Below are 23,632 nucleotides of genomic sequence, written 5' to 3'. Positions count from 1 at the left end.
ATGGCAATATTTTCAATAATTTTAGTTTCATCAGTTTTACTGTTTGTTATTCTTGGTTTTTCAGCACTTTCTGGAATGTTCAGTGAAAGAGTTGGAATTGTTAATATCGGAATTGAAGGGATGTTAATAATTGGTGCTACTGTTTATGGATTACTTAATTATTTATTTAAAGTAGAAAGTGCTTGAATGCAAATACCATTATTAATAATTTCTTCATTGGCAACCGCTTTATTTGCATTATTGCATGGTTTTGTTACCATTAAATTAAAAGGAGATCATATTATTTCAGGGGTTGCAATAAACTTATTAGCTCCTGCATTAAGTATTTTTTTCTTAAGAACTTTTGGAGATGCTAATAAATTCCCGCAATATACACAAGAATTAGCATGATCTCAAGATTCATTCGCAAATCTCAAAAATATTGTTTCTCTTAAATTAGTTTTAATATTAGTTATATTTCTTGTTGCACTAATAACATTAAATAAAACAAAATGAGGTTTAAGACTAAAAGCTATCGGAGAAAATCCACAAGCAGCAGATGTTGCTGGAATTAATGTTAATTTCTACAAATGACAAGGATTAATTATTTCTGGATTACTTGCAGGACTTGGAGGAGGAATCTTCTATCAATGAAAAGGAATTAGTTTTACAGGAAATGCTGGTGGATTTGGATTCTTAGCTCTTACTATTTTAATTATGGGTAGATGAAGAACATCATGAATCTTCTTTGTAACTATAATCTTCTCATTAATTTACGGAACAGCTTTAACATTACAAGCATCAAGCACAGGAGTGTTAGCAGCTGCAAGTCAATATGGTTTCTTAATTACAGCTACACCATTCTTGATTACAATATTTATTTTAATATTTACATCGAAAAGAGCTATTGCTCCAGCTGCAGTTGGACAACCATATGACAAATCAAAACGTTAAATTTAAAGCAAGCCAAAAAATGGTTTGCTTTTTTATTACTTTAAAAGTGATAAAATAATAATTATGAAAAAAAATAAAAATCATTTTAAATTTTGAAAATCATTTATAGTTTTATCGCCTATTACTTTATCTTTAGTAGCATGTGGACAAAATAAAACTGAAAAAACAACAAATGAAGATTCAATAAAACCGGAACAACCAAAAATCACAAATCCAAGTGAAAATATAAATACTTCAACAAATACAAATTCCAATACACAAGCAGGAAATAATAATTCTTCTAATAACACTTTAAACAACGATGAAAACGACAATAAACAGCAAAATACAGATGTTTTTGCATCTTTAAAAGATTTTCCAACAACACTAGAAGTAACAGAAAGAAATAAACAATTAGATGCACTTTCTTTTTATTATAAATATAAAGATGCTCCTGATTTAATTGCTCAAAACATTTCAATTAAATGAGAATTACAAGAAGAATATAAGATAAGAGTTATTTTTCCAAATGTAGATAAAATTAATAATTCAGCAGGAAAAATTAGTGATTTAGTTTTAATTTTTATTAAAAATCATCAAGATAAAAACATCGCCATATCTTTACAAGGATTTAAAACTAATTCAACAAATACAGTTGATGAAAGAGAAAACTTTTTAACAAAAAAAGATTTAAATGGCTCAAGCGTAATAAAACTATTTGCTTCTTTAGTTGCTTCAATGCTGCAATATAATTCAAATATTGATAGTTTTAGAGAATTGCAAAATTCATCAACAAGCGATGATTTTACTTTAAATTATGAATATTTAGGATCTGGAAATAAAGAAAATTTAAAACAACTTTTCAAAGACAAAAATATTGTTTTAAATCCTTCATTAAGTGCTTTATTTTTTGAAAAACACGAAGATTCAACTAAACCAAAATATAATTATGAAGTTGTTGGGGTATCTGCTAATGATTTAGAAGGGACTATGCAAGTTGAAGTCTCTATCAAGCAAATTGATAATAATACAGGAGTTACTGATTCTTATCATAAATATTTTGAATTTTCAGGATTTAGAAAATTTGCAAAAGATCAAAATGGTAATTTAATTTCTAATCCATTTTCAGTTTATTTACTTGAAAATGAAGCAATAGAAATAATTAATAAGTATAAACTAAAATCCAAAATTGAAAATAGCATTAGTAATATGAATATAACTAATGAAAAACAAAAAATAACACTTTCTATTACAAACCAAGAAAAAGATACACTAAAAAATGCTATATTTAATAAATTGTTAATTGCTGTTTATGATCAAGAAAAAGAAAAAATCTATAACAACTGAGATAATTTACCAAGAGCAACTAAGTTTATAGCAAGAAAAGATAAAACTTCAATATATCCTTTTATAACATCAATTACAAAAGAGATTATTGAAAATGTTGATTTTTATGTATTTAAAGAAACTAACTCTGAAGAAAATAAAATAATAATGCAACTTGAATTAAAGATTTTTCCTTTTGTTTCTAGTTCTATTAATGACTTAAGATCTATTACTTTTTCAGATCAAGAAATACACTGAACAAAAGACTTAATTGAATTTAATTTAAATGAACTTAAATAATAAAAAAGTTTTTCAAGAAAGCAAAACAGTTGAAAGATATAAAAAAGACTTTCAAGAAATAGGATTGTGAGAATCGGAAAAATTTTTAATTGATAAATATTTTCCAAATAAAGAATTAAAAATTTTAGATTTAGGTTGTGGTGTTGGTAGAACAACATTTGCTCTTTATGAACTTGGTTATCAAAATATAGTTGCCATTGATATTTCACAAAATATGATCGAAAAAGCAAAAGAAATCAATTTATCCAAAAAATATAATATTGAATTTAAAGTTGAAGATGCATCAAGATTATCTTTTAAAGATAATTCTTTTGATTATGTTTTATTTTCCTTTAATGGTTGACCTGGAATACCAAGTGAAAAATCCAGAATAAACGCTTTAAAAGAAGTATTTAGAGTTTTAAAAGAAAAGGGAATATTCATTTTTTCTTGTCACGATAGAGAAGAAGTAGAATATTTAGAATATTATAAAAACTTTATAGAAGAATGTAAAAAGGAATTTAGATTTGAAAAATATGGTGATTTTATTTTCAAAAATGAAGATAAAATTTGTGATTTTTTACATTTATATTCTAAAAATGAATTAAAAACAATTCTTGAAAATCAAAATTTTGAAATTTTAGATATCATAAGTCGCGATGAACATTTTAAAGAAAGTAAAAAAATTTTAGAAATTTCAGACAATACAAATTTTTGAATAGTAAAAAAATAAGGATAGGAGTCCTTATTTTAATTTATAAAAAAAAGAATAAAAAAATGGCGATCCCGAGAGGATTCGAACCTCTGACAACAAGCTTAGAAGGCTTGTGCTCTATCCTGCTGAGCTACGGAACCACTAATATGTATTATACCATAATTTAATATTTTTCTTTAATTCTTTTTAAATTAATTTCTGCTTTTTTAAAGTAAGCATTAATTAGCATTTCTTCTTTAATATTTAAAATATCTAAAAAACCAAGAATTAAGCTAAAAAGAGTTGATAAATTTGTTGAGTTAAACTCTGTTTGAAAATCAACTGCAGCTTTAAAAACATTTTGCAATTGGATGTTAATATCAGCTGAAACTGCTGTTTTTTTAATTATAGGATTTAAATTTAAATTATTAGCACAAGAACTTAAAAAATGAATTATGTCAGCTCATTCTTCTAATAATTTTTCATTATTAATATTTCTATTTTGTTTTCAATATTTGAATGATTGCAATTCATTTGCAAATTCAGCAATTTCGACAATTATTGCCAAAGTCACTTGCTTATGTCACTCCAAAACATCCATTGAAACATTTCTTTGTTTTATTGATTCTTCAAATTTAGAATCAAGTGTTTTTTGAAAAATAAATATTTTAGTAAAATCCATAATATTATTATATATTAATTTCTTTTTTATTTTTAAAACTAAAGAAACTTTTATTTTCTTTTAATGAAGATTAATAATTTATAAAATTGTTTGGCAAAAAACGATATTATTGTATAATATTAATAATTATGGCGGATGTGGCGAAGTGGCTAACGCATCGGGTTGTGGCTCCGACATACGCGGGTTCGATCCCCGTCATCCGCCCCATTTTTTAAGTTATCTTAAAATTTAAGAAATTTAAAAAATGGTTTTTTTTATTTTCTTAATCATATCTGAAATATAGTAAAATAAGAATATGCAAATAAAACTTGATCAATTTTATACAAAAAAGGCAATTGCTAAAAAATGTATCTCTAAAATTGATAATTTAGAGCAATATAGTATTATAATTGAACCTTCAGCTGGAGAAGGTAGTTTTAGTGATTTGTTAAATAATGTTATTGCTTATGATATTGAGCCTAAAAACAGCAATATCATTAAACAAGATTTTTTTTGTGTCAAAATCAATAAACCAAATACTGAAAAAATTTTAATTATAGGGAATCCGCCTTTTGGTTATAGATCATCTTTAGCTAAAAAATTTATCAAACATTCAATAGATTTAAATGCTTCAACAATTGCATTTATTTTACCTAATACCTTTAGTAAAATAACTAATCAATCAACTAGTTTATTTCCAAAAGAGTGGAAATTAGTTACAGAATGAGAATTACCGAAAAATTCTTTTTTTGTTTATAATCAAGAACAAAAAGAAGTATATCACGTTCCTTGTACGTTTTTTGTTTGAACAAAAATGACAGAAAATAAACAAAAAGATTTAAGAAAGAAAAAACCTACAATTATTCCAAAAGAATTTACTTTTTTACCAAGAGGAAGCCAAGAAGCTGATTTTACTATAAATGGAAATTCTGCAAAAATTAAATCATTACAAGAAGTGACAAATTCAAAATCTGAACATTATATAAAAGTAAAAGAAAATTATGATATTGAACTAATTAAAAACGAATTTAGAAAATTAGTTTTTAAACCTAAATCATCAATAAATGGTGGTAATTATTGAATAAATCAAGATGAAATAATAATCGCTTGAAATGAAAGGAAAAAAACACGTGAGTAAAGAAATTAAAGACATTTTCAAAGTTATTGAAAGTTATAAAATAAGAATAAATAATTTTAGCAAATATGTAAATAAAGAAAGTATTGATGAGCAAAAATTAGAAGATATCACAAGTTCTATTAAATATTTTTTTATTATCTCTGTTTTGAGTCCACAAAGTAAATCCACCTTACAACAAACTTTTATAGAAAAAAAGTTTGAATTTGAAAAGATATCACCGAAGTTAGAAAAAGGTGATTCAAAAGATAAAGACAACGTTTATTATGAAATAAAATGTTCCACTCCTTCTGCAAATGGCAATATTTTAAATATTGTCCAAATCAGATTACACCATGAATTAGATTATTATTTATGTGTTTTTATAGATGATTTGTTTTATAAAAATAATTTTCTATTTTTATTAACCAAAGAAGAAATGGAAGAAGAAATTAAAATTTTAGGACATAGTGCACATGGAGTTATCAACAAAAACAATAATAATAACAAACAAGAATATCGTATTAGCATAGATTTAAATGATTTAAATAATACAAACACTAGTAGGTGATTAGAAAAATACAGAGACTCAAAACTTGAAGAAAAATTATTCAATTCATAATAACTTTAAATCTTGGATTTTACTATTAAATAAAAATAAATAATCTTTTTTTAATTTGTAATATAATTTAAAGGAAATAAATAATTTTAAAAACAAAAGTAAAAATACATTTATTTTTAAAGAAAGGTATAAAATGAAAAAAATTGCTATAAATGGATTTGGTAGAATTGGTAGATTAGTTTTCAGAGCAATTCACAAATTACATAAAAATGATTTAGAAGTTGTTGCTATTAACGACTTAACAGATGCTAAAACATTAGCACACTTACTAAAATACGATTCAGCTCACGGAAGATTTGAAGGAACAGTAGAAGTTAAAAACGGAAACTTAGTAGTTGATGGAAAAGAAATTAAAATTTTAGCTGAAAGAAACCCAGAATTATTACCTTGAAAAGATTTAGGTATTGATGTTGTTGTTGAATCAACTGGATTCTTTACTTCAAAAGAAGGATCTGAAAAACACTTAACAGCAGGAGCTAAAAAAGTATTAATTTCTGCACCAGCTTCAGGAGATTTAAAAACTATAGTTTACAATGTTAACCACGACATTTTAACAAAAGATGACAAAGTTGTTTCAGCAGCTTCATGTACAACAAACGCTTTAGCACCAGTTGTTCACTTTTTAGATAAACACTTTGGAATTGAACGTGGATACATGTCAACAATTCACGCTTATACAGCAGATCAAAGATTACAAGATGCACCTCACTCAGACTTAAGAAGAGCAAGAGCTGCAGCTATTAACATCGTTCCTTCTTCAACAGGAGCAGCAAAAGCTATTGGATTAGTAGTTCCTTCATTAAAAGGAAAATTAGACGGTATTGCTTTAAGAGTTCCAACAATTACAGGATCATTTGTTGATTTAGTAGTTGAACTTAAAAAAGATGCAACAGCAGAAGAAATTAACTCAGTTATGAAATCACATTCAAGTGAATCATTTGGTTATACAGATGAACCAATCGTTTCTTCAGACATTATTGGAGCAACAGAAGGATCAATTTTCGATGCAACTTTAACAAAAGTATTAACAGTTGATGGAAAAAATCTTTACAAAATTTACACATGATACGATAATGAATCATCATATGTAAACCAATATGTAAGAGTATTAAAATTATTATCTTCATTATAATAATTATTCTTAATAGATGCATTGAAAAATGCATCTATTTTTTTATTTGTTTTTAATAAATAAACTTTAAAATAAAGTAAAATAATAATAGAAATTAGTGTTAAAAAAACAGAATTAAAAATATAAAACAACAACAATAAAATTATAAAGGAGAAATATCTATGAAATTTTTAGATTTATGTTCTGGAATAGGTGGAGGTAGATTAGGATTAGAATTAAATGGTTTACAATGCATAGGACATTCAGAAATAGAAGAAAATACTGCTAAAACATATAAATTATTATTTAATGATGATAAAAATTTCGGAGATTTAACTAAAATTAAAACAAGAGATTTACCAGATTTTGATTTTGTGATTGCAGGTTTTCCTTGTCAAACTTTTTCTATAGCAGGAAAAAGAGAGGGTTTAGAAGATGAAAGAGGTCAAATAATTTATCATATTATTAGAATTTTAAAAGAAAAACAAACAAAATATTTTATTTTAGAAAATGTTAAAGGTTTAATAAATCATGATAAAGGAAAAACTTTTGAAATTATAAAAAATGAGTTACAAAATGCTCGTTACGACATTTTTTACAAAGTTTTAAATACTAATGATTTCGGTATACCTCATTCTCGAGAAAGAATATATATTGTAGGTTTTAAAAACAATTTAAATATTTTAAATTTTGAATTTCCACAAGAAAAAGAGAAAATATATAATTTTAATAATTTTATTGATAAAAATAATACTAATATACTTGAAATAGATAATAAAACTTTTTTAAAATATTTAGGTAATCCTTATAATCAAAATTTATATTCAATTAATGATATATTAAAATGAGAAAATACTGTAATTGATACAAGACAATCAGATTTAAGAAAATACAATGAAATATTTCCTACTTTAAGAAAAGGGAGACACGGTTTATTATACATACAAAATAAGCAAATTAAAAAACTTAATGGTTATGAAGCTTTGCTTTTGCAAGTTTTTCCAAAAGAAATAGTTGAAAAAGCTAAAAAAATGAACTTAAATAATAATAAACTCCTTTCACAAGCAGGAAATGCAATGACAGTAACTGTAATTCAAAAAATTGCTTCTAAAATGCTTACAATAATAAGAGAAAGAGAAAAAGATGGAAAATAAAAATAATACAATGGATAAAACAAAAACTAAGACTATTCCTTTTGTTAAATGAGCAGGCGGAAAAAGGCAGATTATAGAAAAAATACAAGAAAAATTACCAAAAACAATAAATAGATATTTTGAACCTTTTGTTGGTGGTGGTGCTGTTCTTTTTTCTATTGAAGCAAAGAAATATTTTATTAATGACATCAATAGTTCTTTAATAAATGCTTATATTCAAATAAAAGAAAATCCAGATTTAGTTATATCTAATCTTGAAAAATTAGATAAAACCTTTATAACAAAAGGTGATTACTATTTAATTAGAGAAAAATATAATGAAAAAATTAAAAATAAAGAATTTGATGTAGAATTAGCAACATTTTTTATTTATTTAAATAAAAGATGTTTTAATGGTTTATATAGAGTTAATTCTAAAGGAGAATTCAATGTTCCCTTTAATGGAAAAGAAAATTTTTCTTCTTTTTCTAAAGAAAATATAGTCAATATTTCTAATTTTTTGAATAAAAAAACAGAAATTATGAATTTTGATTTTGCAACAGTTTTAGAAAAAGCAAAAAAAGGAGATTTTATTTTCATAGATAGTCCATATGATTCTTTAGAAAATAAATCTTTTGATTCTTATACAGAAGCAGGATTTGATAAAGAAGAACACATTAGATTATCTCAAGTTGTAAAAGTTTTGGACAAAAAAGGTTGCTATATAATGTTAACTAACCATAATACGGATTTAATAAATGAATTATATAAGGATTTTAATAAAGAAATAATCAAAGTAAAAAGGTTAATTAATAGAGATAAAAATAAAAGAACAGGAGAAGAAATAATAATAACAAATTATTAATTTATGAATAGAATAGAACAATTTAAAAAGAATTTACTCAAAACAAATAGAAATTATTCTTTCTTTGTTAATTGAGAAAATATAAAAGACTACAAAATTTATTTACCTTTTTTAGATAAATTAGATATTTTAATAAAAAACAAGAATTTTGATCAAACATTCAAAATGATTTTAAAACAAAATCCAGAAGTTATTAAAGTTTTCCCATTGCTTATTGCTTTAAGTAAAAAAGAAAGAGAACTTTTTACAAAGACAAAAATCAATTTAGAAATAATTGATGAAGATATTAAAACTGAATGTTTTAATTTCAATTTTGACAATAAATTATCAGACTATGAAATAGAAAAATTTCTATTATTTTTCCATAAAACAGGATTAAAAAAGTTATTTTTGGATTTTTTACAAAATAGTGTAATTGATTATGTTTTAGGTATTTTAGTAGGCTTAGATTCTAATGGAAGAAAAAATAGAAGTGGCAGTTGATTTGAAAAAAGGTGCTTTGATTCTTTGAAATTAATTTGTGATAAAAACAACATAATCCTATTTCAACAGCAAAATTTTAAGAATGTTCAGAATATAAATGATATGCATAAAATAGGAGATTTTCTTCTTCTGAAAAATGATAAAATGATTAATATTGAAGTGAATTTCTTTTTTAATAGCGGTTCAAAACCTATAGAAATAATAGATAGTTATATAAATAGAAATAAGGAATTAAAAAATAATAAAGTAGCTTTTATTTTAATAACTGACGGACCATTTTGAAGTAAAAATGCCGATTTTTTATTAGAAAAAATGGAAGGAAAAATAAATTATTTTAATTTTTCAGAAATAGAAAGTCAATATTTTGAAAAATTATTATTAGATTTTTTCAAAATTTAAAATTTATTTTACTCAAAAATAAACGTTTTTTTCTTTTTTTTACTGTTTAAAAAGAATAAAATGTTATATAATTTAAAATATTTATAGTTATCTATTTTAAAGAGGTGAAAATGGTTGAAGAATTAAGAAACCAACTTTTAGAAAAAATTTCTTTAATACCAGGAATTTATGGTTTTTGTAATATTAATACTGAAGCAAATGTTTTAGCTAAAGCTCTCAAAAGAGAAGAGTGAGAAAAATCAATTTTTATTATTAAAGGAAATAATGGCTTAAAAATTAATTTAGCCATAATTTTGTTATTTTCTGTTAGTGTTAAAACTGCAGTTGAAGAAATAAAATCAGTTATTGAATACCACTTACAAAAAAACGAACTAAAATTAGAAACTTTAAATATTCATATAAAGGGGATTAAGTAATATGAAAATTTTAAATGGTGAATTATATGCAAAAATGTTAATTTCAGGTGCTAACAATTTAGCTAATTCTAAAGAAAAAATAAATGCATTAAATGTTTTCCCTGTTCCAGATGGTGATACAGGTAGCAATATGGCTACTACAATTTCTGCAGGAGTTAAGAATATTTTAGAAACAAAAAGTACTAGAATTGATGAAATTTCACAAAAAATATCAAGAAATATGTTACTTGGAGCTAGAGGAAATTCTGGGGTTATTGTTTCTCAAATATTTAGAGGTTTTGCCGATTCATTTGCTAATAAGAAAGAAATTAATAGTTTTGAGTTAATTGAAGGATTTCGTAGTGCTACTTCTAAAGCATACTCTTCAGTTTTAAAACCGGTTGAAGGAACCATTTTAACAGTAATAAGAGAAGTTACTGAAAAATTAGAACAAACAATTACTCCTTCAACTAACATTAGTGAAATTTTTAAAATTGCAGTTGAACAATCTAAAATTAGTTGTAACAACACAAGAAACTTATTACCGGTTTTAAAAGAAGTTGGTGTTAATGATTCAGGTGGTGAAGGACTTCGTTTAATTTTAGAAGGGATGTACAAATTAACAATCAATGAACCAGTTGAATTAAGTGATGAACAAGTCAATATTTCTGATTTTGTTAGTGATACAGAAATTTACGAAGGTGAATTTGGATACTGTACTGAATTCATTATTGAATTAAAAAACCCTAAAACATTTTCTAAAGATAAAATCGTTAATGAAATTTCCAAAATGGCTACTTCATTAGTTGTAGTTCAAGATGAAGATTGAGTAAAAATTCACGGTCATGTTTTAAAACCAGGAATGCTTTTAAATGCTGCTCAAAAATATGGTGAATTTATTAAAATCAAATCCGAAAATATGACTATTCAAGCAAATGAATCTAAAAATATTGCAAATGATACTAAAAATACAGAAAAAAAATACAAATCCGGTTTAGTTTCATGTAATACAGGTCAGGGAATTATAAATGTAATGAAAGAAAACGGTGTTCACTTTATCATTGAAGGAGGACAAACAAATAATCCTTCAACAAATGACATCATTCAAGCTATTAATTCTATAAATGCTGAAACAGTTTTTATTTTACCAAACAATTCTAATATTATTTTAAGTGCTCAACAAGCTGTTCAAACCATTCAAGACAAAAAAGTTATTATAATTCCAACCAAAACACAAATACAAGGAATAAGTGCTTCTTTAAACTTTAATGAAGAATCAGATTGAGATGATAATAAAGAACTAATGGAAGATGCAATTAAAAGCGTAAGCACAGGAGAAGTAACGATTGCAAGTAGAGAAACTACTATGAATGGAATTAAAATTAAAGAAGGTGATTATTTAGCAATAGCAAATGGAAAAATTATTGCAACAGCTTCTAGTTACAACGATGCTGCTAAAAAAGTTATTGAATCTTTAATTAAAAGTAGCACTGAAATTGTTACCATTTACTACGGAACAGATTCTACAAAAAGCGATGCTAATGAAGTTTTAAATTACATTGAATCTAGATACGATGTAGAAGTAGAAATAAAAAATGGACAACAAAAAATTTATCATTACTTAATAGGAGTTGAATAATGAAAACAATTGCTTTTGATTTACTTGGAACAGATACACCTTTAAAAGAAAAAATAGTTGCTGTTAGTAAGTTTTTAGATGAAAATAGTGATTATAAAATCTTTTTAATAGGAGATGAAAAGGAAATTTTAAAACTTCTTAAAAATAAATATATAAAAAACAATCAAGTGGAAATCATTAACGAAATTAATGTTGCTAAAGCAAATGAGAATAATATGCGTGAAGTTTCTAAACAAACTACAAGTATGTCTGTTGCTTTAGATTTAGTGGCACAAAATCAAGCAAAAGCAGTTTTATCTGCTGGAGATTCCGGTACTTATTTAGGGATGGCTACTTTAAAAATTAAAAGACTCACTAATGTTGCAAGAGCAGCATTTATGCCAATGATTCCAACATTAATTGAAAATAAGTACTTCTTACTTTTAGATTCAGGTGCTAATTTAATAGTAAAACCAGAATACTTTGTTCAGTGAGGAATTATTTCAAGCATCTTTTATGAAAATTTATTTAAAGTTAAATCACCAAAAATTGGTTTGATTAATATAGGAACTGAAGATTATAAAGGCTATGATTATCACAAAGATGCTAACTTTTTATTAAAATCAAATCAAAATCTTAATTATAAAGGTTTTATAGAAACAAGAGATCTTTTAAAAGGAGATATTGACATCGCGTTAGCTGATGGTTATGCAGGTAATATAACACTAAAAACAATGGAGGGAACGGTTTTAAATTTTTCTAAATTATTAAAAGAAAAATTAACTAAAAAACTTTTTAGAAAGATTTTTGCTTTATTTTTGAAAAGAGCATTTAAAGAAGTAAAAGAAAGATTTGATTATAGAAATGTTGGAGCAGCTTGAGTAATTGGTTTAAACGGAATAGTAATTAAATCACATGGTTCATCAGACGCAAAAGCATTTTTAGGAGCTCTTAATCAAATAAAAATAGCAATTGAAAGTGATGTTTTAGAAAAAACTAAAGAGGCTATTGCTTAAAGTGAAAAAAGTTGAAGAATTTTTAAAAAGCATTAATATAATACCAAATGATTTAAAACTTTTTATACAGGCTTTTACGCATAAATCATTTACAAATGAACATAAAAATGAAAAGAATTATGAACTTTTAGAATTTCTTGGTGATTCACTAATAAATTTTAAAAGTACATATTACATTTATCAAAAGTATAAGAATTTTAATGAAGGTGAAGCAACAATTAAAAGATCCCAAATTGTTGATACAAATTCGCTTTCATTGTTGTCTTTTGAATTAAAATTAAATGAATTATTAAGAATTTCTAAAGGAGCTATGGAAATTCTTAATAATAAAAAAACAAATGCTGATTTATTTGAAGCCTTAGTAGCGGCTATCTATTTAGATCAAGGAGATAAAGTTTTAGAAAATTTTCTTGAAAAAACTTTATACAAAACTATAAACAAATCGATTTTAGAAATAAAGAAAGATCCTAAATCTGAATTTCAAGAAATTTTACAATCGATAACAAAACATCCTGGAGAATACAGGGTTCAAAAAATAGGCGAAGAATTTTATGCTGAATTACATTATGATGGTAAAATTTTTGGAAAAGGAAAAGGAAAAAATAAGAAAAATGCAGAAATAGCAGCAGCTAAAGATGCATTGAGTACTTTTAAAAAGAGGTAATTATGAAATTAATAAAAGTTGAAGCACAAGGTTTTAAATCATTTGCTGATAAAGTGGTTTTAAATTTTGATGGTGGAGTTGTTGGAATTGTTGGTCCAAATGGTTCAGGTAAATCTAACATCAATGATGCTATTAGATGAGTATTAGGAGAACAATCTTCTAAAGCCCTTAGGGGAGATAGTATGGAGGATGTGATTTTTGCTGGTTCTAAGACAGTAAAAGAATTAGACAAAGCAGAAGTTATTTTAACCTTTGATAATAGTGATAAAGCAGTTTCTGTTCCACACGATATTTTCACCATTTCTAGGGTTTTACACAGAGGAAAAGGTGGAAATGAGTATTATATCAATGGAGAATTAGCAAGATTTAAAGACATTAAAGAAATTGCTATGGAATCTGGGATTTCCAAATCATCATTAGCGATTATTTCTCAAGGAACAATTAGTGATATTGCTGAAGCTTCACCAGAACATAGAAGAGGTATTATTGAAGAAGCTGCAGGAACTTCAAAATATAAAGCTAGAAAAGTTGAAGCATTAAGAAAATTAGAAACAACTGAAGAAGCTTTGGATAAAGTTAGAACAATTATTGCTGAACTTGAAAAAAGATTAATTCCATTAAAAAAACAAGCTGAAAAAGCAAAAATTTTTATTGAAAAATCAGCTGAATTAAAATCTGTAGAAGTTGGTCTTCTTGTTGAAGATCTTAAGTTTTTTACAGATAAAATGGGATTTTTAAAACAAGAATTAACTAATATAATGGAAAAAAGAGATGATTTAGAATCAAAATTATCTTTATACTCAACTACAATTAATGAAAATACTAATCAAAAATTAAAATTAGAAACAGAAGCAGATCAATTACAAAATGATTTAACTAAAGTTGAAAATGAAATACATCAATTAGAATTAAGACAATCAAAAATAACACAAAGAAGACAAGATATTATTAATGGAGATATTAAAGCAACTCCAGAAGAACAAATCGCTAGTTTAAAAGAAGAAATTGCAGAAATACACGCAAGAATTGGGCATTTCCGTAGTTCAGAACAAAAAACAGAAGAAACTATTTCTCAAAGTTCAAACGAATTAACTAATATCGAAAAAGAACTTTATAGAGTGGCTTCTGAAAAAAATTCTTCATACAATAAACACGAAAGTGCTAAAACTAAATTAAGAATTTTAGAAGAGCACAAAAACAATAAAACCAATTTATTTAAAGGTACAAAAACTATTGTTGAAAACAAAACTTTATTTGGTAAAGGATTCAAAGGAACAGTTTTTGACTTAATAAAAGCTGAAAAAGAATTTGCACCAGCAATTGAAGCAATTCTTAAAAGTGCATTGCAACACATTGTTGTTGATGTTCCTGAAACAGCAGTTAAAGCAGTTAACTTTTTAAAAGAAAATAATGGTGGTAAGGCTACTTTCATTCCTTTAACATCTATACAACCTAAAGAAATGAAACAAGAACACAAAGTTGCTTTACAAACACAACCTGGATTTGTTGCAATTGCTTCAGAACTTGTTGACACAGATAAAGAATTTTTCAAACTAAGAGACTTTTTACTTGGTAATATAGTTGTAGCAAAAACCATTGAAGATGCCAATAAATTATCCAAACTTTTACAACTTAAATATATGGTTGTATCGCTAGATGGAGACATTATTAGAGTTGGTGGAGTTATTTCTGGTGGAGCAAAAGAAGAAACAGATAATAGTTTAATGCAACTTGATGATAACATTAATGAATTAAAGAAAATAATTCCTTTATTATTAAAGAAAAAAGAAGAGTTCGAACAAAAAGAAGTAGAATTAAAAAATAAAAAAGAAGAATTAATTTCTACAATTAATGAATGAAAAAATGAACTTGCTAACACAAAACAAAAAAGAGTAGATTTAACAGATAAATACGATTTTTTAAGAGCAAAATATGAATCAGTAAGTTCTGAAGCACTTGAAATTTCAAAAACAGATGAAATTAGTAATAATCTTGTTGAATTAACAAACCAAAAAAACGAAATGGCAGCAAATCTTAGAATTAAAAAAACAAGAATTGCTTCTCTTGCAAATGAACTTTTACCTTATATTAATCAAAAAAATGAAGTTGAAAAAGAACTTTATGAATTAAGTAAAGTAAATGCTCAGCATGAAAATGATAAAAATAAAGTTGAAATGGTTTTAACTGAAAGTCAAAGAAGATTAACAGAACATTATCAATTAACTTTAGAAACTGCACAAAATAATTTCAAACTTGAAATGGAAATTGAAAATGCCAGAACTCTTGTTAATGCTTTAAAAGAAGAAATAAAACAATTAGGAAATGTTAATTTGGATTCTATAGAAGAGTGTGAAGAAGTTGAAGAAAGATTCACAAACTTAAAAGATAATGAAGAAGAATTAAATGATGCTAAAAACACAATTCTTGAAGCTATTAGTGAAATGGATAAAATCATTGTTAATAAAATTCAAGAAACTGTTAACATTGTTAATAATGAGTTTAGATTTGTATTTCAAACAATGTTTGGTGGTGGAGATGCACAAATCCAATATACAGATCCACAAAATATTTTAGAAACAGGAATTGATATCATAGCTCAACCACCAGGTAAATCAGTTAAAAATTTAAAACTGTTTTCAGGTGGAGAAAAAGCAATTATTGCAATTTCCTTATTATTTGCAATAATTAAAGCTAAACCTATTCCATTATGTATTTTGGACGAAGTAGAAGCAGCACTTGACGAAGCTAATGTTATTCGTTATGCAGAATTTTTACAGTCATTAAAAGAAAAAACACAATTTATAGTTATTACTCACCGTCACGGAACAATGACTAAAGTAGACCACTTATTTGGAGCAACTATGCAAAAACGTGGTGTTACATCATTCTTTAGTGTTGAACTTGCAAAAGCAAAAGAAATGATTCAAGATGGTGAAGAACAATAAAAATTAAAATACCATTAATTTGGTATTTTATTTTGCTGATATTATATTTAATATAACAAATATCATACATTAAATTTTAAAAAATTTTAAAAATGTTATAAAATATAATTATATTAAAATCAAAAAAGAGGAAAAATGATGGAATATAAAGGAAATTATGAAATTGTAAATAAAAATGTACAAAGAATTGATGAAAGAGTTTCTAAAAAAATAAGTTCGCAAGGAATTTTTAAAAAAGATAACTTCTTCTTTTTTAGAATTTGAATACCAGATGTGGCTGAAGTTTATGTTGAAATATTTAATAAAAATGAAAGAATGCAAAAGATTACTACAATCGGTTGCAAAAGAAATAATGATTTATGAACAGGAAAAATTTCTGAAATTTATGAAGGATATTATTATTTATTTAAAATAAAAAGAACTAAAGATCAACCTTTTGAATATATTTTTGATCCATATGCTAAAGTTTTTGCACCTTTTGATTGAGAAGGAACAACTCAAAAAATCCCTTTAGCTGTAATTGTTGATTGAGAAAAAACATTAGTTGAAGAAATAGAAACTATCCCTTTAAAAACTAATTTAAATAATGGTGTTGATCCTTTAATTTATGAATTACATATTAGAGATTTTACTTCACTTTTAGATCAAAATAACTTTAAGAATCGTTTAGGAACATTTAATGCTGCTTTGGAAAATAATATTTTTGAATACTTAAAAGATTTAGGAATAACTCATTTACAACTTCTACCTATTCAATCTATTTATACATTAAGTGATAAAAACTTAAACATTTTAAATAAAAATGAAGGAACAGGATGAACAACCAATTATAACTGAGGTTATGATCCTTTAAATTACTTTTCAATTGCTGGATGATACTCATCCGATCCTAAGGATCCTTATGCAAGATTAAGAGAATTTAAACACTTTGTAAATGAAGCACATAAAAATGGTATAGCAATAATAATGGACGTTGTTTTTAACCATATGATGATTAATGATTTATTAGAAACAATAACTCCAAATTATTATTTTAGAAATAATTCTGAAGTTTTTCCTGTTGATTTACCAGCTCTAAATAGTGAAGCAAAAATGGTAAGAAAAATGATGATTGATTCTTTAGTATATTTTGCTAAATACTTTGGAGTAGATGGCTTTAGATTCGATTTATCAACTTTTATTGATAAAACAACTCTTTGCAAAATGCAAGATGAACTTAAAAAGATCAATAAAAATATTGTTTTACACGGAGAAGCATGACCTTTTAGTGATTTAAAATTTGAAAACTCTTTTACTAAAGGAGTAAATACCAATAGTATTAAGTTTGCTTATTTTAATGACACTATTAGAAACGCAATTAAAGGTGCTGATAGTATAGAAGATAATGAAAAAGGACTTATAACCAGTAATTACAGTAAGTTTAGTGATTTTCTTGTTTCAATTACGGGAAATATACAGAAATTTGATTATCCAAATTCAGAGTTTATCGAAAAAGATGCTTATTCAGTTTTTGCTAATGAGCCAAATATTACATTACAATATGCCGCTTGCCATGATGGTTTTACCCTTTGAGATAAAATAATAACCACTTCTAACTTGTCATTTAGCGAAAATATTAATTTATATAATCAAGCTTTAATGATGCAATTAACTTCACAAGGTAGACAATTGATTTTAGCAGGAACAGAATTATTACAAACAAAACCTCTAGATAAATCAGGACAACACGATAATAGATATTTAAAAATTTTAAATAATGATAATAATTTATCAAATGATAAAAATGATTTTGTTGTTGATAATTCATACAAAACAACAGACTACGTTAATGGTTTAAAATGAAATCATCTTCAAAATAGAAAAATTAAAGAAAAAGTTTATGATTTTCTTAAAAAACTTTTAAAATTTAGAAATAAAACAAAATATTTTAGACTACATACCGCAAAGGAAATAAATAGAAAATTAAAATATAAAGAAATAAGAGAAAATTTTGTTGTTTTTTCAGTAAAAGAAAAAACAAACAAAGCAATAGTTATTCATAATTTTAATGACCACCCAGAACATTTTGATTATAATAAATATAAATTAGTTTTATCTTCAAGACACATATCTTTAAAAGATAAAAAAGAAAATATAGTACCAGCAAAAACATCTATAATTTTAGAAAACAAATAAAAATATTTATAATTCTATATATGGTGAAAAAATAAGAGAAAAATATTAGTCAAATGCCCAATTATAGGGCATTTTTATTTATTCTCAAATAAGATATAACATTTGATATTATTTGAATTTTTGAAAAATGATAAAAAAATTTTTTTATTTTTATTTTAGTAGTAAAATAATAGAGATTATACACAAAATAATGGAGTGAAAAATGAAAGATAATTTACAAAAATGAGGGGAAAAAGTAATATATCAAATTTTCCCAAGATCTTTTAAAGATTCAAACAATGACGGAAACGGTGATTTAAAAGGAATTGTTTCTAAACTAGATTATTTATCAGAACTTGGAGTAGATGCAATTTGACTTTGTCCAATTTATGACACAGAGTTTGCAGATGCAGGTTATGATGTTTTGGATTACAAAAAAATATGATCAGTTTTTGGAACAATGGAAGATTTTAAAGAATTGGTTTCTAAAGCAAAAGAAAAAAACATTGAAATAATTATGGATATTGTTTTAAACCACACTTCAAACAAACATCAATGATTTTTAAAAGCTATTGAATCAGAGAAAAACCAAGAACACAATTATTACATTTGAACAGATAAACCAGGAAAAGAAGAATCAATTTTTGGTGGTAGTGCATGACAATATGTACCTTCTTTAAATAAATATTATTTCCATTTATTTGCTAAAGAACAAGTGGATTTAAATTGAGAATCAGAATTTACTATTAATGCTATGGTAGATGTTATTGATTTTTGATATAAATTAGGGGTAAGGGGATTTAGATTAGACGCTATTCAACATGTTCATAAAGAAATAAATAAGGGTAAATTTAAACATTCATTTGGTTCAAAAATGGTTCAATATTTACAAAAATTTTTAAACAAAATTTATGAAACAAAAAATGATGTTTTCTTTATTGGTGAAGCATCTGGAATTCAACCAGATACAGCATTAAAATACGGAAAAGGTAAAGAAAAAATAGCAGATAACTTCTATAATTTTGGTTCATGATGAATTGGTTGAGGAAAACAAACAGGAAGAAATGGTTATGATGCAAATTGAAATACTAATGATTTTGCAAATTCTTCAATTCTTGAATATCAAAACAATTCTGAAATCAAAAATTATATGATTACTAACTTTAGTTCATCACATGATACAGCTAGATCTATTTCAAGATGAGGGGATGAAAATCTTTATTGAAAAGAATCAGCAAAATCATTTGCTCTTTACCAATTCTCTTTAAAGGGAATCCAAACAATTTTATATGGAGAAGAAATTGGACTAAAAAATCCTGTTTTTAATTGCAGACATGAATTCAGAGATGTAGATGCTTTAAATGCTTACAGAATTTTTGTTGATGAACAAAAATTATATACAGAACAAGAAATGACAAGATTTCACAATATAAACAGTAGAGATAATTCAAGAGTACCGATGGTTTGAGATAAAACTGAAAACTTTGGATTTAATAAAGGAACTAAAACTTGAATTAAAAAATCAGGTTATTATAGAGAATCTTCTGTTGCTGAACAAGAACAAAGAAGTGATTCAATTTTAAATTTTTATAAATCAATTATTCAATTAAGAAAAAAATATAAAGAAATTTTAATTAGCGGAAATTCAAAAATGAAATTATTAGATAATGGTGTTATTCAAATTGAAAGATTTGATGATTTTAATAACAAAATTATTTCATTGATAAATTTAACTAAAAAAGAATTAGATATAAATATTAAAAATATTTTAAATAAAGAAATTTTAATTAGTTCATATACAGATAAGAAAGGAATTAAGAATACTTTAAGACCGTATGAGTCTATTATGTTCTTAGAAAAATAAAATGGCTAAATTATTTTATGATACAAAAAATTTTATTATTAGTCAAACAGGTTTCGATCCACTTGTAACTAAAAAAACAGAGTCTATTTTTTCACAAGGTAATGGTTATTTAGGAATAAGAGCAGTTGATGAAGAAAGAAGTGTGTTTAACAAAGAAGATTTCTTTGTAAACGGAATTTTTAATCAAGGAGACAAAACAGAAGTTTCTGAAATTGCTAACTTAGCTGATTTAATTCAAACTTCTATTTATATTGATGATGAAATTTTTATGATCGATAAAAAAATGGAGTATACAAAGTCTTTAGATTTAAAAAACGGATTACTTTTTAGAGAAATTAAATTTTCTAAAAAATCCAAAAAATTTGTTTTAACTTTTAAGCGTGTTGTTTCACAAATAAATAAAAACATTTATGCTCAAGAAATAGAAATTAATCAAATAAGTGGAGAACCTTCAAAAATTAAAATTTTACCTTTAATTAATGGTCAAACAACAAACCATGGAATTCAACATTTTGATGAAGGTAAAAAAATCTTAATTGCTCCTTCACTTTTACAATATCAAGAACAAACAAATGAATCACAAAGATGAGTGATTCATAATATGAAAGTAAAAGCTTACTTAAATGGAAAATTATTAGAAAGCGGAAATGATGATTATGTTTTAAAAATGTCTCGTAGACAAGTGGGATACGAAATTAAAACAACCATTTCTACAGAAAAAAACTTTAGATTAGAAAAAATAATGTCAGTTTCTACTTCTGTTGATAAAGATCCAATATTAAGTTTTGATGAAGTTAAAGAAAATGCTAAAAATTTAAGTATTTTATTAGAAACACTAAAATTTTCGAATTTAGTAAAAGACAATAAGAAAGCATATGATGAAATTTATAAACAATTTGATGTTCAAATTGAAGGTGAAAAAGATGCTGAATATGATGCATTAGCACTAAAATTTGGAATTTATCATATGAATTCTTTTGTTCCCACACATTCTTCAAATATGTCAGTAGGAGCAAAAGGATTAACAGGTGAAGGATATCAAGGACATTGTTATTGAGATACTGAATTTTTCGTTGTTCCAAACTATTTATTTACTAAACCGGAAGTTGCAAGAAATCTTTTAGAATACCGTTACAAAGGAATTGAAGGAGCAAGAAGAAAAGCTGCAGAAAAAAATATGATTGGTGCTCAATATCCTTGAGAAATGGCTTGACCAACAGAAGGAGAAATGACACCTTATTGAGGGCAACCTGATGTAGTTACAGGAAAACAAGTTCCAATTGCTTCTAGAGAACAAGAAATTCACGTTCCAGGTGACATTGCTTTTGCTGTTGATCAATATTTCCAAGTAACTAATGATAAAGATTTTATGGTGCAAATGGGTTATGAAATGATTATTGATACTGCTATTTTCTGAACTTCTAGAGTTGAGAAAAAAGGGAAAGAATATCATATTAGCAATGTAATGGGACCAAATGAATATAAAGGTAACATAACAAATAATAACTTTATTAATTTAATTGCTAAAAGAAACTTAGAACTAGCTATTTTCTATATAGAAGAATTATCAAATACAAAGGAAAATCAGGCAATTTTAGATAAAATTGCAGCTAAATTACCTTATAAATGAGACTTGGAATTAATGAAAGATGTTAGAGATAATTTAGTACAACAATTACCAAATGAAAACAACATCATATGAGAAAATGATGAGTTCAAAAATCTTCCTTTAATTGATGTTACTCCTTTCCAATTATTAGGTGATGCAGGTAAAAAATTATTTAATACCACTGAAGGACACAAGAGATTAAGTTCTCAACTTGTAAAACAAGCAGATGTTGTTCTTTCTACATTTGTTTTAGGTGAACTATTTTCTAAAGAAGTAGCTGCAGCAAACTTTGATTATTATGAACCTATTACAACTCACGATTCATCTTTAAGTCCTACAACTTATGCAATTAAAGCTGTAGATTTAAGAAAAATGAACATTGCGTATAAATTATTTAAATATTCTTTAAATATTGATATGGGAACTAATTTTCATTCTGCAGATGCAGGAGTGCATGCAGGTTCATTGGCAGCAATTTGACAAAGTATTGTTTATGGATATGGAGGATTTAGATTTTTAGATAAAAAAGTATTTATTGCTCCGATTTTACCTAAACAATGAACAAAATTAACTTATTCAATATTAGTAAAAAATACTAAATTAAAAGTAACTGTTAATAGAAAAGACTTTACAATTGAAAAACTTTCAGGTAACGATCTTGAAGTTTATGTAAATGAAAAACCAGTAATTATATCTAATAAAAAACAAAAATTTGAGGTTATTGAAAAATGATAAAAGGTTTAATTTTTGACTTAGATGGAGTTATAACAGAAACCGCTTCATTACACTATAAAGCTTGAAAAAATGAAGTAGCTAAAATTGGTTTAAATTACACAGAAGAACAAAATAGTTCTTTAAAAGGATTAAACAGAATTGATACTTTAAATGCTATTTTAAAACTTTTTAATGTTTCATTAAGTGAACAAGAAATAGTAACAATGGCTAATAATAAAAATGAATATTATAAAAAATTATTAGAAACAGACATTGATCAAAAAGATATTTTAGTTAATATTAAAGAATTTTTAAACACAGCAAAAGAAAAAGGATTAAAATTAGCAATTGCTTCAAGCTCTTATAATGCTCCATTAATTTTAAGAAAAATTGGATTATTTGATTATTTTGATTTTATCGTTGATCCTGCAACAGTTTCTAAAGGAAAACCAAATCCAGAAATTTTTTTAAAAGCTGCACAAGGACTTAATTTAAAACCAGAAGAAACAATTGGTTTTGAAGACGCAATTGCCGGTGTTCAAGGTTTAAAAGATGCTAATATTCATACAGTAGCTATCACACATAACGAAAAAGAAAATTGAAGTATTGCAGATAAAATAGTTTCATCAACTGCAGAACTTAATTTAGAAGAATTACTTGAATTATTTAATTAAATAAATTAATTAATTTTCAATAAATTTATTTTCATAGAGACATAAATGTAGATATCTAATTTATGTCTTTTTTTAATTTAGTAAATTTAAATTTAATTATTCAAGACAATAAAGCAAACAGAAATTTTGAAAATTTTAAAGCCTAATTGTTTAAAATTAAAACTAAATCTTTAATTTTAATGAATATTAGTTCAAATATTTCTGTTTACACGGTAAAAATCCTATATTTTGCTTTTTTAATGTATAATATTATAAGTTATGAAAACACAAAAATATAAGGAATTATTAAACCCAAAATTTAATATCTATAATATATATATATATATGCTTAATTGTAAGATCAAGTGCACCACTTTAAAGTAAAATTTAAAGTATGGGAC

At 25.1% G+C, this 23,632-nt stretch carries 19 protein-coding genes and 2 tRNA genes; 19 read left to right on the top strand and 2 right to left on the bottom strand.

Annotated elements, in window-relative coordinates; genetic code table 4:
• The 3 genes from ACXX89_RS02145 (at position 1) to ACXX89_RS02135 (ending at position 3,250) form a co-directional block, all read left to right on the top strand.
• Positions 1-933, top strand: a complete 933-nt coding sequence (locus ACXX89_RS02145; RefSeq protein WP_458557495.1) for an ABC transporter permease — start codon at positions 1-3, stop codon at positions 931-933.
• 63 nt (positions 934-996) lie between these two features.
• Positions 997-2,538 (top strand): LppA-related lipoprotein, encoded by a 1,542-nt coding sequence (locus tag ACXX89_RS02140; RefSeq protein WP_458557494.1) that lies wholly within the window; start codon positions 997-999, stop codon positions 2,536-2,538.
• Entirely contained in the window at positions 2,525-3,250 is a 726-nt protein-coding gene (locus ACXX89_RS02135; protein WP_458557493.1) for a class I SAM-dependent methyltransferase, read from the top strand. Before ACXX89_RS02140 ends, ACXX89_RS02135 begins: the two co-directional genes overlap by 14 nt.
• Before the next feature lie 45 nt (positions 3,251-3,295).
• Here ACXX89_RS02135 and ACXX89_RS02130 read toward each other — a convergent pair.
• Together ACXX89_RS02130 and ACXX89_RS02125 are read right to left on the bottom strand one after the other, a co-directional pair.
• Positions 3,296-3,372 (bottom strand) — tRNA-Arg (locus ACXX89_RS02130).
• Between the two features lie 23 nt (positions 3,373-3,395).
• Positions 3,396-3,893: a dUTP diphosphatase gene (locus tag ACXX89_RS02125; RefSeq protein ID WP_436358951.1), complete on the bottom strand. Its 498-nt coding sequence runs from the start codon at positions 3,891-3,893 to the stop codon at positions 3,396-3,398.
• Between the two features lie 131 nt (positions 3,894-4,024).
• Between ACXX89_RS02125 and ACXX89_RS02120 the strand changes: the two genes are divergently transcribed.
• From ACXX89_RS02120 to pgmB, 16 genes are all read left to right on the top strand, one after another.
• Positions 4,025-4,100 (top strand) — tRNA-His (locus ACXX89_RS02120).
• 88 nt (positions 4,101-4,188) lie between these two features.
• Positions 4,189-5,010, top strand: coding sequence for a class I SAM-dependent methyltransferase (locus tag ACXX89_RS02115; protein ID WP_436358952.1), 822 nt, complete (start codon positions 4,189-4,191; stop codon positions 5,008-5,010).
• Positions 5,003-5,608, top strand: coding sequence for a hypothetical protein (locus tag ACXX89_RS02110; protein WP_458557492.1), 606 nt, complete (start codon positions 5,003-5,005; stop codon positions 5,606-5,608). Before ACXX89_RS02115 ends, ACXX89_RS02110 begins: the two co-directional genes overlap by 8 nt.
• A gap of 133 nt (positions 5,609-5,741) precedes the next feature.
• Complete coding sequence (gene gap, locus ACXX89_RS02105) at positions 5,742-6,740, top strand: type I glyceraldehyde-3-phosphate dehydrogenase (RefSeq protein ID WP_436358954.1); 999 nt, start codon at positions 5,742-5,744, stop codon at positions 6,738-6,740.
• Positions 6,741-6,901: 161 nt separating this feature from the next.
• Complete coding sequence (dcm, locus tag ACXX89_RS02100; protein ID WP_458557491.1) at positions 6,902-7,873, top strand: DNA (cytosine-5-)-methyltransferase; 972 nt, start codon at positions 6,902-6,904, stop codon at positions 7,871-7,873.
• Positions 7,863-8,717 carry a DNA adenine methylase gene (locus ACXX89_RS02095; protein ID WP_436358956.1) on the top strand — a complete coding sequence of 285 codons (855 nt, stop codon included), beginning with the start codon at positions 7,863-7,865 and terminating at the stop codon, positions 8,715-8,717. Before dcm ends, ACXX89_RS02095 begins: the two co-directional genes overlap by 11 nt.
• A 3-nt stretch (positions 8,718-8,720) precedes the next feature.
• Positions 8,721-9,599 carry a DpnII family type II restriction endonuclease gene (locus tag ACXX89_RS02090; protein ID WP_436358957.1) on the top strand — a complete coding sequence of 293 codons (879 nt, stop codon included), beginning with the start codon at positions 8,721-8,723 and terminating at the stop codon, positions 9,597-9,599.
• 110 nt (positions 9,600-9,709) lie between these two features.
• Positions 9,710-10,015: an Asp23/Gls24 family envelope stress response protein gene (locus tag ACXX89_RS02085; protein WP_436358958.1), complete on the top strand. Its 306-nt coding sequence runs from the start codon at positions 9,710-9,712 to the stop codon at positions 10,013-10,015.
• A gap of 1 nt (position 10,016) precedes the next feature.
• Positions 10,017-11,633: a DAK2 domain-containing protein gene (locus tag ACXX89_RS02080; RefSeq protein ID WP_436358959.1), complete on the top strand. Its 1,617-nt coding sequence runs from the start codon at positions 10,017-10,019 to the stop codon at positions 11,631-11,633.
• Positions 11,633-12,628 (top strand): phosphate acyltransferase PlsX, encoded by a 996-nt coding sequence (gene plsX, locus ACXX89_RS02075; protein ID WP_458557490.1) that lies wholly within the window; start codon positions 11,633-11,635, stop codon positions 12,626-12,628. The genes ACXX89_RS02080 and plsX overlap by 1 nt, the downstream gene beginning before the upstream one ends.
• A 1-nt stretch (position 12,629) precedes the next feature.
• On the top strand, positions 12,630-13,292 hold the full coding sequence (rnc, locus tag ACXX89_RS02070; RefSeq protein WP_436358961.1) for a ribonuclease III: 663 nt from the start codon (positions 12,630-12,632) through the stop codon (positions 13,290-13,292).
• A gap of 2 nt (positions 13,293-13,294) precedes the next feature.
• On the top strand, positions 13,295-16,237 hold the full coding sequence (locus tag ACXX89_RS02065) for an AAA family ATPase (RefSeq protein ID WP_458557489.1): 2,943 nt from the start codon (positions 13,295-13,297) through the stop codon (positions 16,235-16,237).
• Between the two features lie 135 nt (positions 16,238-16,372).
• Positions 16,373-18,412, top strand: a complete 2,040-nt coding sequence (locus ACXX89_RS02060; RefSeq protein ID WP_458557488.1) for an alpha-amylase family glycosyl hydrolase — start codon at positions 16,373-16,375, stop codon at positions 18,410-18,412.
• 202 nt (positions 18,413-18,614) lie between these two features.
• On the top strand, positions 18,615-20,255 hold the full coding sequence (locus ACXX89_RS02055) for an alpha-amylase family glycosyl hydrolase (protein ID WP_436358964.1): 1,641 nt from the start codon (positions 18,615-18,617) through the stop codon (positions 20,253-20,255).
• 1 nt (position 20,256) lies between these two features.
• On the top strand, positions 20,257-22,599 hold the full coding sequence (locus tag ACXX89_RS02050) for a glycosyl hydrolase family 65 protein (protein ID WP_458557487.1): 2,343 nt from the start codon (positions 20,257-20,259) through the stop codon (positions 22,597-22,599).
• Positions 22,593-23,252, top strand: a complete 660-nt coding sequence (gene pgmB / locus ACXX89_RS02045; protein ID WP_458557486.1) for a beta-phosphoglucomutase — start codon at positions 22,593-22,595, stop codon at positions 23,250-23,252. Before ACXX89_RS02050 ends, pgmB begins: the two co-directional genes overlap by 7 nt.
• Positions 23,253-23,632 lie beyond the last annotated feature (380 nt).

Source organism: Mycoplasma sp. 1012 (assembly GCF_054343455.1).
This window is presented reverse-complemented; position numbering and strand designations above follow the sequence as displayed.